Source organism: Dehalococcoidales bacterium (assembly GCA_035529395.1).
GTDB lineage: Bacteria > Chloroflexota > Dehalococcoidia > Dehalococcoidales > Fen-1064 > DUES01.
In genome coordinates, this window is record DATKWT010000091.1 from 1 (window position 1) to 14,988 (window position 14,988).

The window sequence follows — 14,988 nt, forward strand, 5'->3', positions numbered from 1 at the left end:
TCTGGCGCTGGCACTTGAGAGATGGACCTGGAAGCGTGGTCGCTAGGAGGGGCACCGCCCCTTCTTAGCAGGATGCTGAAAAATGGGAGTCCAGAGGGCAGGCCCCTTCTGAGGGGCACCCCCTCTGGCAGGGGTCTGGGGGTGTCCCCCCAGATATAATCTTTCCCCCCTTCCTGGCCAGGAAGGGGGACAGGGGGATGGTCGAAAAGGTTTTTCATCATCCTGTTAGAGCCAGTGTCATTGGCTAAATAACTATATATAGGAAGCACTACACTAGCTGGTATTTCTGCAATTGAGTATCACCTCTCGTTAGTAATAACTGCCTTCCAAGTAGACATAACTCTAAAAACAAATCACGCCTGGTTAGTCTCGAATTGTTTCTCCTATATTTTCTTTGTCTGGTTTATTGCCATTGAGGCTGTTTGTCACTAATGTACTGGAAGAGTACAGGGTGATTGACAACAGGGCAGCCCCGAAAGTAACATGAAGTACGGATGTTGTTACTGCTTCTGGCGATAAGGAACCTTACCCGCCGTCGTGTGCGGACGATACTCACCGTTATGGGCGTGGCCATAGCCATATCCTTCACCGTGGGTATACTCAGCATCAGTGAAGGCTTCATGGCGTCCTTTGAAAACTCCATGGCACAGCAAGGCACCGACATTATTATTGTCCCCAAGGAAGCCGAAGCATATCCCTATCCGGATGTCGCCGCGTTTGTTGGCAGCTTCTCAGAGGAAACTTTGCGTGAGATAGAGCAATATGAGAACGTCAGGGCCGTGTACCCTGTCCTGACGGCGGTACCTATGACGATGCCGATGGATAAAATTGGGGCTATTCCCATCTTGAATGGCGTTACTCCGGCGTATTTCAGCGATGTAGCACCCTATCTGCGGCTCAGCTCCGGGCGGCTGATAACGGGTGACGACCAGAATGTACTGGTAGCCGGTTCCGGAATAGCGGATGTGGCCGGTCTTGAGCTGGGCGGTACCATGGAAATCCGGGGCATTCCATTCGAGGTTGTCGGTATCCTCGAACCCAGTGGCGGTATGGATGACGGCATGATCTTCACTCCTCTGGAACCCTTGCAGAAGGCTTATGACAAAGAAGGCCAGTTGACCTATGTCCCGGTGAAAGTGGACGATGTTGCCAGGGCGGAAGAAACCGCTGAAGGAATCAGCGAGAAGTGGCCCGGTGTTTCAGCCCAGACCATGACATCAGTGATTGATAAGCTGGTTGACTTGGTGGGGATTGTAAGAGCAGCCCACATGGGCATGTCAGCCGTTGCTCTCCTGATTGGCATCCTCTTTATTCTATCGACCATGCTGATGGCAGTCGGTGAGCGAGTGAGGGAAATCGGCACCATGAGGGCTATCGGCGCCCACCGGGGCTTCATCTTTCGGATGATAGTCATGGAATCACTGGCGACCAGCTTGATTGCCGGTGGTATTGGCTGCCTTGGAGGCTATCTGCTGTCACAGGGTATTACCTACGTTCTGTCCGAGTTCATGGGACTAACCTATTTTGCCCCCGTGGTTAATGCGCGTATATTTGGAATCGGCCTGGCGATAGCCCTTCTGGTCGGGATGCTTGCCGGCCTCTACCCGGCGTGGCGCATATCAAAAACGAACATAGTACAGGCGTTGCGATATGAGTGATATTATTGTTGAAACCAGGGACCTTTCCAGGGCGTTTCGTGTCGGTAGCCAGGAAATCATGGCCCTGGACAGCCTCAGCCTGCAGATAGCGAAGGGTGAATTCGTGGGCATTATGGGGCCGTCCGGTTCGGGTAAGACGACACTCCTTAACCTGCTTGGCTGTCTTGACCAACCGAGTAGCGGCAGTATAGTTTTCGAGGGGCAGGATATCTCAGGGTTAAACGAGCGTGAAATTGACGACCTGAGACTGAAGAGAATGGGATTTATCTTCCAGACGTTTAACCTGATGCCAACCTTCACAGCCCTGGAAAACGTGGCTTTCCCGATGGAGATTGCCGGAATACCGCGTGATGAGCGGACAGAAAGAGCCCGGCAGCTCCTCAGGCAACTGGGCCTCATCGAGAGGATACACCATAAGCCACGAGAGCTCAGCGCAGGTGAGAATCAGCGAGTGGCAATAGCCAGGGCGCTGGCCAACAATCCATCGGTCATCCTCGCTGACGAACCGACGGGGAATCTGGACTCCAGGACCACGGAAGAAATTTCTCAACTTCTCAGTGAACTTAACACGGAGTACCAGGTGGCCATTATTCTGGTAACCCATGATGCCAGCGTTGCCCAGGCAGCCTCCAGGCGTCTGTGGATGATTGATGGCAGGCTGGACCACGATCCAGACTCGCGGTAGTGCCGCCAGTTTGAACTAAGCCTCATCATACGGTGCCGGAAGGGCAGCACCCCAACCACTGTCAGTGTGCGAACCGCCAATCAGGTAAGATTCGTCTTTGGGTGGGGTGTACTTCAACGGGAGCAAACGTTGCGACTACGAATACTGCTCAGCGATTCTAGTACCCCTTACTTCATCTCTGCACCTTCTAGACTTGCAGTCAGAGGGCGGTCAGATTGAAGTCATGTCACATCTTGGAACTAGAGTCTGACCCTGTAGCAGGGGTTGTCAATACCCCAAATTGAGAGGACCCCTGCCCATGCGGAACGTAGTTACAACTTTGGAGGGGGAGGTGGTGTCTCTTCGTCTGGCTTAAGTGGCATTTCCTTCCAGGATTTCCACCACAGGATTCTCAGATGGCGGCCTTTGGCGTAGCGAATGTAACCTCTATTTTCAAACGCTCTTTGAGCCGTCAGGTTATTCGTGTCCCTTGCAGCTCGTATTAAAGTAATTCCCCTCTCCATGAGAAATTGACATTTTTTGTAGGCAGAATTAGTGCTCAGTCCCATTCTCCTGTATTTTGGGATTGTCCGTTCACCGCCAGCACATGCTTCTTTCTTGTCGAAGTTGACTCGGTAGGGTATATCATTAAAGGTTTTCTTGGCTGACTCAGTGGTAGCCATCCAGGTTATATGTGCAAGCTCTCTCCTAATGAAAAGGCACAAAGCTATCGCTCCCTTGTCCAATCTCTGGCGGTCATTGATATGATAGGAGCGGAAGTCCTCAAATTGAGTAGCCAGTTCATCGGCCTGCTCATTTGATGTCACAAAATGGTAAGTCAAATCCGGAATGTCAGGCACAAAGTCACTCGCATCTAGCCCTTCGCTCTCGAGTGAAAGCTCGCTAAGGTAGTACGTCTTATAGACGAAGATATAGTCTGCCAGGAATGCGAGCCCTCTTCTGAATAAGGCTGGGAATCCTTCAATTCGGGAAATAGTCTTCATGGTCCTATATAGCATGGTCAGTCTGTGTATCATCGCAGTCCTTCGATGTCTTCTCTTTACTCACGTTGAACGGCACGAACTGCCGCATTATCCAGTGCTTTCAGTACCCTTCTATTACTTCATTTACTTCATTGGCCTCCCAAACCAATATCTTGTTTTCAGGCCAGTTGCCTATGAGGTACGAAAGTTTAGTCCTTCACCGGGGGTCTGTCAATACGGCGACTTGACATGCAGGCAAATCAGAGTTAGTATTGTTATGGGCATATGACCATAAGTCAACAAGGAGAACCAGCGGATAATGGTAAGAATGGGCAGGCCACCGCTCTGGCGTCGAGTTAACAACATACCTGATGTGCCCTACTTCAAACCGGCCGGGGTACCGCTGACCGCACTGGAAGAGGTACAGTTGTCGGTTGAGGAAGTAGAAGCAATTCGCCTGAAGGACCTTGAGCGTTTAGCACAAGAGGGTTGCGCTCAAAGGATGAGTGTCTCGCGTACCACCTTTGCTCGTATCCTGACTTCAGCCCGGCAGAAGATGGCTGATGCTTTACTCCATGGTAAGGCGATTAGAATTGATGGCGGTAATTTTCAATTGGCCCTGCAGCATTTCAGGTGCAATCGTGGCCATGAGTGGGATGTTCCGTTTGAAGTTATGGTAAATACGCCCCCACGGTTCTGCCCTGCCTGCAACACACAAAATATCCTGAGCACTCAGCTTCCGGGCCCGGGAAGAGGCAGGTCTGGCCGAGGAAGACGCCATAGAGGCGGGCGCAACTGGCAGGAGGTGTAGAGTGGAAACGCAGTTGGTACCGGCCGAGAGCAACACAGGTGGGAAACCGAATGCTCGCAGCACAGAACAGCGCAGGATAATCCTGAGAATTATTCAACAGGCCGGTGGACACCTTGATGCGGATGATATCTACCGCCTGGCCCGGAAAGACTTGCCTGTCATCAGTTTGTCTACCGTGTACCGTACCCTGCAATTATTCCGGAAATTAGGGCTAATTGAAGAGCATCAGTTCAGTGACATGCGGCGGCGTTATGAAAGTGTGCCCCGCGCGAAGCATCATCACCTGGTATGCCTGGGCTGCGGTCGGGTGCTTGAGTTCAACTGCCCATCGACGGAGCGATTGAAATCCAGGATAAGCCGGCAAGAAGGATTCGAGGTTACTGACGCCGAAGTACGTCTCGAGGGCTACTGTCCCGAATGTAGAAGTCGCCTATCGGATAGAATGATTGATACTGAACAGGGCAATAAATAGAGGAGGTGAGCGAAATGCCGTTTGAAATGGGACCTGCCGGATGGGCTTATACCTATCCATATGCTTACCGTCACTATATTCCATCACTCCTGGTATGGCCCTGGCGGGGTTACCGCGGTTGTGGCTGGGGTCGTGGCAGGGGCCGCGGATTTGGTCGGCGCTGGTTTGCCCGCAACTGGTACCCCGGTGGTAAATCTACATATGAGGTATGAATGCCGAAAAGTAAACAGGACATTGTTTCGAAAAAGGTTTGAAGCGCTCAGAGAACAGGAGGTTGGAAAATGCCTAATGGATTTGGTAGGGGGTTCGGCTTCGGAAGAGGCAGGGGGTTTGGCTTTAGAGGAAGCTCTCCCTCCTGGCCGTACGTTGGCAGGGGTAGAGGTGGACTGCCGAGGAGTGCCTACTTCATGGGCGGTGTCGGTATGCCACCGGCCTGGGACTACCCACAGCCCCAATACATGGGGCCCCAATACATTGGGGCGCCATCTGCACCGGGCAATGTTCCCTTTTCGCCTCAGATGACCAGAGAAGAGGAACTCAGCTATCTACAGGACCAGGCAAAAGGAATAACGGAACAACTCGACGGGATTGAGACCAGGATGCGTGACCTGGAAAAAGAAAAGGAATAGGACACCACTTATCACAATATAGACTAAAACAGTTGGAAAAAGGAGGCGAACAATGCCAGGATTTAACGGTACCGGCCCGAGGGGAATGGGGCCAATGACAGGCGGTGGACGGGGTTTTTGCAGTCCCTGGGGAAGAGGGGCTTATCAACGCGGGTATGGTGTTCCGCGGACGGCGTATGGTAATCCCTACTACGGGGCCTGGCCAGTTGCTCCCGGTAATGCACCCTTTGCTCCTGGTGTAGGCCGTGAGCAGGAGCTTGGTTTTCTGCAACAGCAAGCTCAGGTCATGAAGGAGCAGCTGGAGCAAATAGAGGTCAGAATACAAGAGATAGCAATCGAGAAGAAGTAAGGAGAGGTTATGAAGATTGCGATTTCAGCAACAGAACCCACTCTCGAAGCCGAGGTAGACCCTCGCTTCGGGCGCTGTCAGCATTTCATTATTGCTGACTCTGAAACGATGGAGTTTGAAGCCGTCGATAATACCAGTGCTATGGCTTCAGGTGGGGCAGGAATCGCCACTGCCCAGGTGATTTCCAGCAAGGGTGTACAGGCTGTGCTCACCGGTAATTGCGGTCCAAACGCTCATCAGGTGCTCTCGGCCGCCGGGATTCAGGTGATTACCGGCGCATCCGGCAAGATAAAGGATGCTATTCAGGATTACGTGGCCGGTAAGTTCCAGGCTAGCTCACAGGCTAACGTGCCTGACCACGCCGGAATGAATGCTGTTCCTGGCATACAATCTGGCGGAGGTTCCGGTATGGGCAGAGGCATGGGCATGGGCATGGGCCGTGGTATGGGTATGGGAGCCGGAATGCCATCACCAGTCAACCAGACACCGCCGCCCCAGACACCGGAGCAAAACCTCAAGACACTCAGGGAACAGTCGCAAGCACTGGCACAACAGCTGGCTGAGATGCAGCGTAAGATTGAGGACATGGAAAAGAAAGAGAAATAAGCAAACTCATTTAAACAAACGGGAGGTGCGATTATGCCCAGAGGAGACGGAACCGGACCCCCTCAGGGTGGTGGTCCGGGTGCGGGGAGAGGTATGCCCGGAAGAAGCAGGGGTGCCGGGAGAATGGGGGGAACACGTGCCGGAGCCGGTCCTGATGGTGAGTGTGTCTGTCCGGGTTGTGGTGCCAGAGTATCACATCAGGTGGGTGGACCCTGTTACAATATGAGTTGCCCCAGATGTGGGACCAAGATGGTGAGAGCATGATAATAGCGGTGGCCAGTGGCAAAGGGGGAACGGGCAAGACATTGGTGGCTACCAGTCTTGCCCTCTCCTTGGAAGACAGAGGGGGAGTACAGATCCTGGATTGTGATGTGGAGGAGCCTAATGCCCATGTCTTTCTAAAGCCACGATTTGACGGCAGCGAACCTGTCAGTATTCCGATACCCAGGGTAGATGAGGAAAAGTGCACACACTGTGGCAAATGTGCCGAGGTCTGTGCATTCAATGCCATTGCGGTACTCGGTCAGTACGTGATGGTCTTTCCCGAACTCTGTCACGGTTGCGGTGCCTGTAGCTACCTCTGCCCGGAAAATGCCATCACCGAGGAGTACAGAGAAATTGGCGTTGTCGAATGGGGGTATTCGGATGGCGTTGAGTTTGCCCACGGTAAACTCAACGTAGGCGAGGCTATGGCCCCGCCTGTGATTAAAAAGGTAAAACAACGTGCCAATCGTGATGGTTCGGTTATTCTTGATGTTCCCCCGGGCACATCCTGCCCGGTGGTGGAAGCAGTTGGGGACAGCGATTTCTGCATCCTGGTAACGGAACCTACTCCATTCGGACTTAATGACCTCATTCTGGCGGTAGAGACGGTGAGAGAACTTGGCGTACCGTGTGGGGTCGTACTAAATCGTGCCGGGGTAGGGGATAATAACGTTGAGCAATACTGCCAGCGGGAGAATATTCCGGTCATGCTTACTATCCCTTTGGATACGGATATCGCACGTCTTTATTCCAGAGGGGTAACTCTGGTTGAAGGGATGCCGGAGTGGAAGAAGGATTTCGTCGGGCTGTATAATCAGATTGGAGATATTGTAAGTGAAAGAACTGGTAGTCCTGAGCGGTAAAGGGGGAACGGGCAAGACCAGCATCGTCGGTTCCTTTGCCTCTCTGTCTAAGAGCAAGGTTCTCGTCGACTGCGATGTAGATGCTGCTGACCTTCACCTCATCCTGAACCCGACCGCACGGGATAAGCACGAGTTCTGGAGCGGACAGGTTGCCTTTATCGATAGAGAGAAGTGTAACGAGTGCGGCTTGTGCCAGGAGCTGTGTCGTTTCGATGCTATCAGGGATTTCAAGGTTAACCCCGTTTCCTGTGAAGGCTGTGGTTTCTGCTCTCACATATGCCCGGTGGAAGCCATAACCATGGAGGATAACCTGTCCGGACAGTGGTTTATCTCCGATACCGGGTATGGTCCTCTGGTGCATGCCAGGCTGGGAATTGCCCAGGAAAACTCAGGGAAGCTGGTGGCTCATGTAAGGCAACAGGGCAGGAAACTTGCCGAAAAGGACGGGATAGATTACATTGTTAGTGATGGGCCGCCCGGTATTGGCTGTCCGGTAATCTCATCCCTGTCCGGAGCTGGCCTGGCTCTATTAGTAACCGAGCCAACACTTTCGGGGATACATGACCTGGAGCGAGTAATCGGTGTCTGCCTTCACTTCGGTGTTCCGGTAATGGTGTGTATCAACAAGTACGACCTGAATGAAGATAACACCCACCGAATTGAAAGCTACTGTCTTGAACAGGGGCTGGAAATAGCCGGCAGGGTTTCATTTGATAATGCAGTTACGGAGTCAATCGTACGGGGTATTCCTGTGGTGGAATATACCCGGGACAATGTCACGCACGAGATAGAATCGCTGTGGCGGTGCGTCAAGAACAAACTGGAAGGGTAGAAGGGGATAGTGTGCCATGCCAATATACGAGTATGAATGCATGAAGTGCGGCCAGAAGTTCGAGCTCCGCCGGAGCATGGCCGACAGTGGCAAGGATACACAGTGTCCCAGGTGTGGGGCCGAGGACTCACGGCGTGTCTTCTCGGTATTTGCCACGGGTTCTTCGGTTGGTGCCTGCGCTCCAGGCGGTTCCACCTGAAGCATCAGCCAGTGAGGCAGGTTGTCTCACCCGGGATAAGGGAAGTCTGAAAGGAGGAATAAAGTCGTGCCGCTCTATGACTTTGAATGCCGGGATTGTGGTAGAGTATCAGAGGTGCTGCTTCGTATTTCCGGGCAGGTAGCTCATTGTTCTGAGTGTGGCAGTGCCAACGTGGAACGGCTTATCTCGGCATCATATATGATAAAGACGGATGTGTCAGGCCCGGGTACCACCTGCTGCGGACGGAGCGAGCGCTGTGAGGCGTCTCCTTGCTCCACCGGAGATGTGTGCCGCAGAGGTTGAAGGAATGGTCCTGCTTAACCTTGACCCCGGGAATCCCGCGAGGGGAAACGGGTGGCAGTGAAAATACAGGTTAAACCGGAAAACCGGAACACGAGTTAATATTGATTGGAAGAATTTGGAGGTGCCTATGAGGTACGCAGTACCGGTAAACAATGGTATATTATCACCACACTTCGGTCACTGTGAGCATTTTGCCATGCTCGATGTTGACGTCGAAAAAAAGGAGATACTCAAGAATGAGCTTGTGCCGTCACCGGGCCATCAGCCGGGTCTTCTTCCGCAGTGGCTGGCCGACCAGGGGGTCTCGGTAGTAATTGCTGGTGGTATGGGTTCGCGCGCCCAGGACCTTTTCCAGCAGAACCGCATCCAGGTCGTTATCGGTGCCCAGGAAGGTGACCCGGAGAAGGCGGTGCTGAGCTATCTGCATGAAGAATTGGCTACCGAAGATAACATATGTGACCACTAAAGGATGAAAATGGGAATAGAGGAGTATAGATGGTAACTGAGGAGCAAGTAAGAGAAAGCCTGGAGGGAGTGCTTGTACCCGCTATCAAACGCAGTATTATCAGGCTGAATCTGGTGCGTGAGGTAGCTATCACTGACGGCAAAGTCAGGATTGTTCTGGCTTCGACGGGGCTGATTACGGGTGCTCAGGACTGGGTTAAGGACCAGGTTGTGGAGGTCGTGAAGAAGCTGCCCGAAGCTGGCGAAGTAGAAGTAGAATTTGTTGAGGCCACGCCGGCTGAGTTAAATGAGATTGGTCATGTTATTGCGATAATGAGTGGGAAGGGTGGTGTAGGCAAGTCGTTGATGGCCAGCCTTACTGCCATCTCACTGAGACGACTGGGCTATGAAGTAGGTATCCTGGATGCTGATATCACCGGCCCCAGTATACCCAGGATGTTCGGCATCAATACCCGGCCTGGCGGTAACGAAAGTGGCATGTTACCGGTCCTGTCAAAATCAGAGATTGAAGTCATGTCCATCAACCTTCTTCTGCCCAGCGAGGACGACGCTGTTATCTGGCGTGGTCCACTTATCGGCAAGGCGATTACCCAGTTCTGGGAAGAAGTGCTCTGGGGCAAGCTTGATTACCTGATTATCGACCTTCCACCGGGAACGGCCGACGCTCCTCTTACAGTGATGCAGACACTACCTATTTCCGGTGTAGTTATTGTTTTCACGCCTCAGGACCTGACCGCAATGGTTGTCAGAAAAGCCGTAAACATGGCGCAGAAAATGGAGAAGCCAATCCTGGGAGTAGTCGAGAACATGGCCTATCTATATGTCCCTGAGATAGATAAGAAGATTGAGCTGTTCGGTAGCAGCCAGGGGGAGGAGATGGCCCGGGTATCCAATGCACCGTTCCTGGGACAGTTGCCCATAGACCCGGAACTGGCAAAGCTATGTGACGAGGGGAATGTTGAGCGATATAGTGCCGAGTTAGTAGATAACCTGGGTAAGTCTCTTTCCGAGGCGACATCAGGCGATAAAGCATAAGTCAGGAGGTTGTGCTGTGGCTGTATCACGGGAAAAGCTCGAAGAACTGCTCAAGCAGGAGATGAGGAAGATTTACTCCGAGACAGTTATCGACCACAGCATGCACCCGAGAAACACCGGTAATCCTGGTGACGCCGACGGTTATGCGAAAGTAACCGGTCCCTGTGGCGATACCATGGAAATGTGGCTCAAAGTAAAAGATGACATAATCCGTGATGCCAGTTTCATGACCGATGGTTGTAGCACAACCATTGCTGCCAGCAGCATGGTTACCGAGATGGCGAAAGGCAGGACTGCGGGCGAGGCCCAGAGGATTAGCCAGCGGGATATCCTGGATGCTCTGGGTGGGTTACCTGAGGACGGCGAGCACTGTGCCCTTCTTGCCTCAGATACGCTGAAGGAAGCGATAAGGGACTACCTCGCCATGAAAAGAGAGCCGTGGAAGAAGGGCTACCGGCAACACTAGCTGAGCAATAGTATAATCCGGACTCTCCAGGTCAGTATACCGGGAACTCATCGGACTGGCATGGAGGGTCTTTTTTCTATCATCACCCTGTCTACTCCCGCTGGACAACATCCAACTCAGAACCCGCGCTTGATTAAACTTTCTGTATCTGCTATCCGTGGGTGTTCAGTGCTATCTGAAGCGTGTGACGTGGTATTATACCCCGATTTATAGCAGGAATTGACATAGCTATACGGGTTGTTTATAATAGTAGTTGGGAATGAGACGCATTAGCGATACTTAAATGACTACAAAGAGCATTCGTAGAGAACTGAACGTACCGGGACTGAGAGCTACTAACCAGCGGCTTCTGGTGATGCAGATAATACAACATGGGCAAGGGCACCTGGATGCTGATGAAATCTATCGTCGGGCCCGAGAGAAAAACCCCCGCCTCAGCCTGTCCACCGTTTATCGTACCCTGCAAACTCTTAAGAAATATGGTTTGATAGAGGAGCTTCATCTTGATGAGGGGCATCACCATTATGAGAAGCGGACTGCCCAGCACCACCACCTGGTCTGTCTCGGGTGTGGCAGGGTCGTTGAATTCCGGTACCCGTTAGCCAGCCTGATAAAGAAGAATGTCAGAGAAGCCAGAGAATTTAATATTACCAGTAGCGAAATCAGAATGACGGGCTATTGCCCGAAGTGTCGTCAAGAGAGGGAATAGCGTACGGGCAAGCTCTTTGTGACACAGTGTATTTTTACTCGGAACTATAAAGGCTGGGTGTAACCAGAGAAATGGATGCGGTACATGTTCAGATTCGGGGGCAGGTTCAGACATGGATTTCAGGGCAGGTTCAAACGTGGATTTGGGTGGGGTGAAGGGCAACTAACTCTAGCGCGAATGCAGACCGGGCAGAGCGGCATAGTGGTCCAGGTACTGTCCGGACATGGTGTGATTAAGCGTCTTGGTGCTCTGGGACTCAGACCTGGGCTGAGAGTTACCAAGGTTAATTCTTCATTCATGCGGGGACCGGTAACGGTACAGTTCGGTAATACCCAGGTAGCTATTGGCTTCGGCATGGCCAGCAGGATAGTGGTGGAACCGATAGAATCCCGGAATGAAAGGCCATAGCGTGGTGACCAGCAACAGCAGCAAGAGCACTGGCATCAAGAGAGTGCTGCTGATGGGTAACCCCAATGTGGGCAAGAGTGTCATTTTCTCCCGTCTGACTGGCACCCGGGTGATTGCTTCTAATTATCCGGGCACCACGGTAGGCTACAGCCAGGGGTTCATGAACCTGGGGGAAGACAGGGTCGAGGTTATTGATGTACCCGGTACCTATACGCTGGAACCAACCAGCGAGGCTGAAGAAATAGCCTCCGAGATGCTCAACACCGGAGACTTAATCATAAATGTGGTTGACGCTACCAATCTGGAGAGAAATCTTTATCTGACTCAGCAATTATTGGAACGGGACATACCGCTAGTAGTGGCGCTCAATATCTGGGATGAGACCGAACATCGAGGAATACATATTGAGCTGGATAAGCTGAGGGAACGCCTGGGGGTGCCGGTTATTCCCACCGTGGCGGTAAGCGGTCAGGGGATAAAGGAACTCGTTACCAGTATTGTCAGCGCAACTTCACCTGATACTCCTGCCCGCAGCTATGATGAGCGCTGGGCTACTATTGGCGGTATTATCAGCCAGGTCCAGCGCATTACTCATCGACATCATACCTGGCGGGAGCACCTCGGGGATGCCAGCGTGCAGCCATTAGCCGGTGGCATCATAGCCTTAGTTGTTCTTGCCGTTGCCTTTCTGGTAGTCCGCTTCATCGGGGAAAACCTCATCGGTTATGTGCTTGAGCCCCTGTTCGACACTCTGTGGGCGCCGGTGGTATTGAGGTTAAGTGACATCCTCGGCGGTTCGGGATTTTTCCATGATATCCTGATTGGTAAGATTGTTGGTGGCGAAGTCAACTTTGTTGAATCATTTGGCTTGTTGACCACCGGGCTCTTTGTCCCCTTTGGCATGGTGTTGCCTTACATAATATCTTTCTATCTGGTGCTGGGCATGTTCGAGGATACAGGTTACCTGCCGCGGCTGGCAGTTCTGATGGATACCCTGATGCACCGTCTGGGCTTGCACGGCTATGCAATCATTCCGAGTATGCTGGGTCTGGGCTGCAATGTACCGGCTGTTCTGGCCACCCGCATCCTGGAGAGCAAGAGGGAGAGATTCATTGCGGCAACATTGATATCTATTGCCATACCCTGTGCTGCCCTGCAAGCAATGATATTCGGCCTGGTGGGGGAGCAGGGGGCGCAGTATGTGGCCATTGTCTTCGGGACACTGTTCGTAGTCTGGATTATTCTGGGAGTAATAATAAACCGCTTCGCCAGAGGATTCAGCCCCGAGTTGCTGATAGAGATACCACCCTATCGTATGCCACCGTGGCGGACCGTATTGCAGAAGCTGTGGATGAGGGTCAACGGTTTCCTGAAAGAGGCTATCCCCATAATCCTGGGTGCTGTGCTGGTAATAAATATACTCTATACTTTGGGGATATTTGATGCTATCGCTGATTTTGCATCACCTGTGGTAACCGGTCTCCTGGGACTACCCAAGGAGGCTGTAACGGCCCTGGTTATCGGTTTCCTGCGTAAAGATGTAGCCCTGGGCATGCTCGCTCCCCTGGGAATGAGTGCCAACCAGCTGGTCGTTGGTAGCGTTGTCCTGGCCATGTTCTTCCCCTGCGTGGCTACATTTGTAGTTCTTCTGAGAGAGCTCGGGGTTGTCAATATGCTCAAATCGGTGGCAATAATGATTGCCACCGCATTACTGGTGGGAGGGGCACTAAACCTGATTCTGCAGTAGCCACAACCTGCTGCAAGGGTTGGTGACATCAGTATCTGATATAAGGTCCACGGAGAGCGGGGATGTCCAATCCCCCACAAGTTTCTACCTTAATCAGGAAAAGGAAACCACCCCGAATAAAGCCCTGGTGCTCTCGTTCCAATAGAAGGCTGACACAACTCCCTGCATGGAGGGGAACTTTTCTTCTTGTGTGGGAAGCTGGCAAAGCCAGCTTCCCACACATATAGATATCGCCCCTTTCTCCAGAGGAGAAAGGCGTAAGGGGAGTGAGGCATTGCCCCACGAGGAGGCCGCCAGTCCCATAGTTAACCGTACAGGTACTCTCCGGTGGCAACCAGCGTCGGTTGTACTGGAGTGTCACTTATGTCCTGGACACCGCACAACAACCGTTTGACATTCATCACGGCTAAATGCTAGCCTACCTTGGTTTTCCCCGTAGAATAGAAGGTATGTATCAGGAGGTTTACAATGTGGGACGAATCAAAATGTGACCTGTGTGGTGATTGCCTGGTGAAGTGCCGTTATACCGATTATGACAAAGATAAAGCCGTATCTGAAATCAAGCTGCTCATGGAGGGCAAAGACGCCGAGATACTGCACACGTGTATCACCTGTATCGCCTGTAATGATTACTGCCCAACCGGGGCCGACCCTTCAAACCTTATCTTCAAGATGCAGGAAAAGATAGGTACCTGTCCTCTAGTAGTTTCAATGAAACCAAATCTGGATAGAATTGCCCAGGGACTTGAGGGAAAGGGAGAGACCGGCGAACTGATACCGGGCGACTCTGATAGACCTGTCCTGTCACTCGATTCCTTCGGTTTACGGTTGATACCCGATGGTACCCTCGACAGCCAGATATTCAAGGGTATGACTGTGGTCAGGGGCGGTGAGTATATGTCTCTCGTCGGCTGTGTGCACTTTGGTGGCGAGAGCTTTGTTGAGCGGTATGCCCGGAGCGTCATCGACAAGCTGGCTAGTTTGGGCAAGGATATCGTCTACTTTCACAATGAGGGCTTTGCCCTGGTACACGTCCGGGCCAGGGAGCGCGGCATCATCGCTCCCTTCAAATACATGCACCTCTTCGAGTACCTGCGCAACTACCTGAGAGAGCACCAGGGTAGCATCACCAGGCTCGGTAAGAAGGTTGCCTACCAGGCCAATTGCGCCACCCGGTACGTGCCGGAGCAGGATGCCTTCCTTGACGAGGTCTTGGAGTTAATTGGTGTAGAGAGGCCGACAAGGCAATACGAGCGATTGGATGCGCTTTGTTGCGCCGGACCGATTATGGCTGCCAATAACAAGCTGGCGATTGATATCCAGGAGAAAAATATCAGGGATGCTATCGATTGTGGTGCTGATGCCATGATAACCTCCTGCCCTATGTGTGATTTAGTGTTACAGCAGCCTACATCACAGCATAGTCTACCCAAGATACCTATCTCTGAACTATGCCGTATGGCCCTGGGTGAGAAGCCGTTCCCCGAATCGACCCCGGCCTGAGTGTAGAAGGATATCAGGAGTA

General features: G+C 52.3%; 19 protein-coding genes. 18 read left to right on the forward strand and 1 reads right to left on the reverse strand.

Going from position 1 to position 14,988, the window contains the following annotated elements; genetic code table 11:
* Window positions 1-494: 494 nt before the first annotated feature.
* Window positions 495-1,658 carry an ABC transporter permease gene (locus tag VMW13_05870; protein ID HUV44340.1) on the forward strand — a complete coding sequence of 388 codons (1,164 nt, stop codon included), beginning with the start codon at window positions 495-497 and terminating at the stop codon, window positions 1,656-1,658.
* On the forward strand, window positions 1,651-2,343 hold the full coding sequence (locus VMW13_05875; protein ID HUV44341.1) for an ABC transporter ATP-binding protein: 693 nt from the start codon (window positions 1,651-1,653) through the stop codon (window positions 2,341-2,343). The genes VMW13_05870 and VMW13_05875 overlap by 8 nt, the downstream gene beginning before the upstream one ends.
* Window positions 2,344-2,654: 311 nt before the next feature.
* Here VMW13_05875 and VMW13_05880 read toward each other — a convergent pair whose 3' ends face one another.
* Entirely contained in the window at window positions 2,655-3,359 is a 705-nt protein-coding gene (locus VMW13_05880) for a hypothetical protein (GenBank protein ID HUV44342.1), read from the reverse strand.
* A gap of 265 nt (window positions 3,360-3,624) precedes the next feature.
* Between VMW13_05880 and VMW13_05885 the strand changes: the two genes are divergently transcribed.
* From VMW13_05885 to VMW13_05960, 16 genes are all read left to right on the forward strand, one after another.
* Window positions 3,625-4,116, forward strand: a complete 492-nt coding sequence (locus tag VMW13_05885; GenBank protein HUV44343.1) for a DUF134 domain-containing protein — start codon at window positions 3,625-3,627, stop codon at window positions 4,114-4,116.
* A gap of 1 nt (window position 4,117) precedes the next feature.
* The gene (locus tag VMW13_05890) at window positions 4,118-4,588 is read left to right on the forward strand and encodes a Fur family transcriptional regulator (protein ID HUV44344.1); all 471 of its coding nucleotides are present in this window, start codon (window positions 4,118-4,120) and stop codon (window positions 4,586-4,588) included.
* A gap of 14 nt (window positions 4,589-4,602) precedes the next feature.
* Window positions 4,603-4,800, forward strand: a complete 198-nt coding sequence (locus VMW13_05895) for a hypothetical protein (protein ID HUV44345.1) — start codon at window positions 4,603-4,605, stop codon at window positions 4,798-4,800.
* 69 nt (window positions 4,801-4,869) lie between these two features.
* The gene (locus tag VMW13_05900) at window positions 4,870-5,217 is read left to right on the forward strand and encodes a hypothetical protein (GenBank protein ID HUV44346.1); all 348 of its coding nucleotides are present in this window, start codon (window positions 4,870-4,872) and stop codon (window positions 5,215-5,217) included.
* Window positions 5,218-5,269: 52 nt separating this feature from the next.
* Window positions 5,270-5,566, forward strand: a complete 297-nt coding sequence (locus tag VMW13_05905; GenBank protein ID HUV44347.1) for a DUF5320 domain-containing protein — start codon at window positions 5,270-5,272, stop codon at window positions 5,564-5,566.
* A gap of 9 nt (window positions 5,567-5,575) precedes the next feature.
* Window positions 5,576-6,172: a NifB/NifX family molybdenum-iron cluster-binding protein gene (locus VMW13_05910; GenBank protein ID HUV44348.1), complete on the forward strand. Its 597-nt coding sequence runs from the start codon at window positions 5,576-5,578 to the stop codon at window positions 6,170-6,172.
* Between the two features lie 236 nt (window positions 6,173-6,408).
* Window positions 6,409-7,299 carry an ATP-binding protein gene (locus VMW13_05915; protein ID HUV44349.1) on the forward strand — a complete coding sequence of 297 codons (891 nt, stop codon included), beginning with the start codon at window positions 6,409-6,411 and terminating at the stop codon, window positions 7,297-7,299.
* On the forward strand, window positions 7,271-8,131 hold the full coding sequence (locus tag VMW13_05920; protein ID HUV44350.1) for an ATP-binding protein: 861 nt from the start codon (window positions 7,271-7,273) through the stop codon (window positions 8,129-8,131). Before VMW13_05915 ends, VMW13_05920 begins: the two co-directional genes overlap by 29 nt.
* Window positions 8,132-8,147: 16 nt before the next feature.
* Window positions 8,148-8,330 (forward strand): zinc ribbon domain-containing protein, encoded by a 183-nt coding sequence (locus VMW13_05925; protein HUV44351.1) that lies wholly within the window; start codon window positions 8,148-8,150, stop codon window positions 8,328-8,330.
* A 430-nt stretch (window positions 8,331-8,760) separates the two neighbouring features.
* On the forward strand, window positions 8,761-9,099 hold the full coding sequence (locus tag VMW13_05930; protein ID HUV44352.1) for a NifB/NifX family molybdenum-iron cluster-binding protein: 339 nt from the start codon (window positions 8,761-8,763) through the stop codon (window positions 9,097-9,099).
* Window positions 9,100-9,128: 29 nt separating this feature from the next.
* Window positions 9,129-10,133, forward strand: coding sequence for an Mrp/NBP35 family ATP-binding protein (locus VMW13_05935; GenBank protein HUV44353.1), 1,005 nt, complete (start codon window positions 9,129-9,131; stop codon window positions 10,131-10,133).
* A gap of 16 nt (window positions 10,134-10,149) precedes the next feature.
* Complete coding sequence (locus VMW13_05940; GenBank protein ID HUV44354.1) at window positions 10,150-10,599, forward strand: iron-sulfur cluster assembly scaffold protein; 450 nt, start codon at window positions 10,150-10,152, stop codon at window positions 10,597-10,599.
* A gap of 283 nt (window positions 10,600-10,882) precedes the next feature.
* Window positions 10,883-11,308 carry a Fur family transcriptional regulator gene (locus tag VMW13_05945; GenBank protein HUV44355.1) on the forward strand — a complete coding sequence of 142 codons (426 nt, stop codon included), beginning with the start codon at window positions 10,883-10,885 and terminating at the stop codon, window positions 11,306-11,308.
* An 84-nt stretch (window positions 11,309-11,392) separates the two neighbouring features.
* The gene (locus VMW13_05950) at window positions 11,393-11,716 is read left to right on the forward strand and encodes a FeoA family protein (GenBank protein HUV44356.1); all 324 of its coding nucleotides are present in this window, start codon (window positions 11,393-11,395) and stop codon (window positions 11,714-11,716) included.
* On the forward strand, window positions 11,703-13,463 hold the full coding sequence (locus VMW13_05955; protein HUV44357.1) for a ferrous iron transporter B: 1,761 nt from the start codon (window positions 11,703-11,705) through the stop codon (window positions 13,461-13,463). The genes VMW13_05950 and VMW13_05955 overlap by 14 nt, the downstream gene beginning before the upstream one ends.
* A 468-nt stretch (window positions 13,464-13,931) precedes the next feature.
* A complete protein-coding gene (locus VMW13_05960) occupies window positions 13,932-14,966 on the forward strand; it encodes a (Fe-S)-binding protein (protein HUV44358.1) in 1,035 nt (344 codons plus the stop codon).
* Window positions 14,967-14,988: the final 22 nt, after the last annotated feature.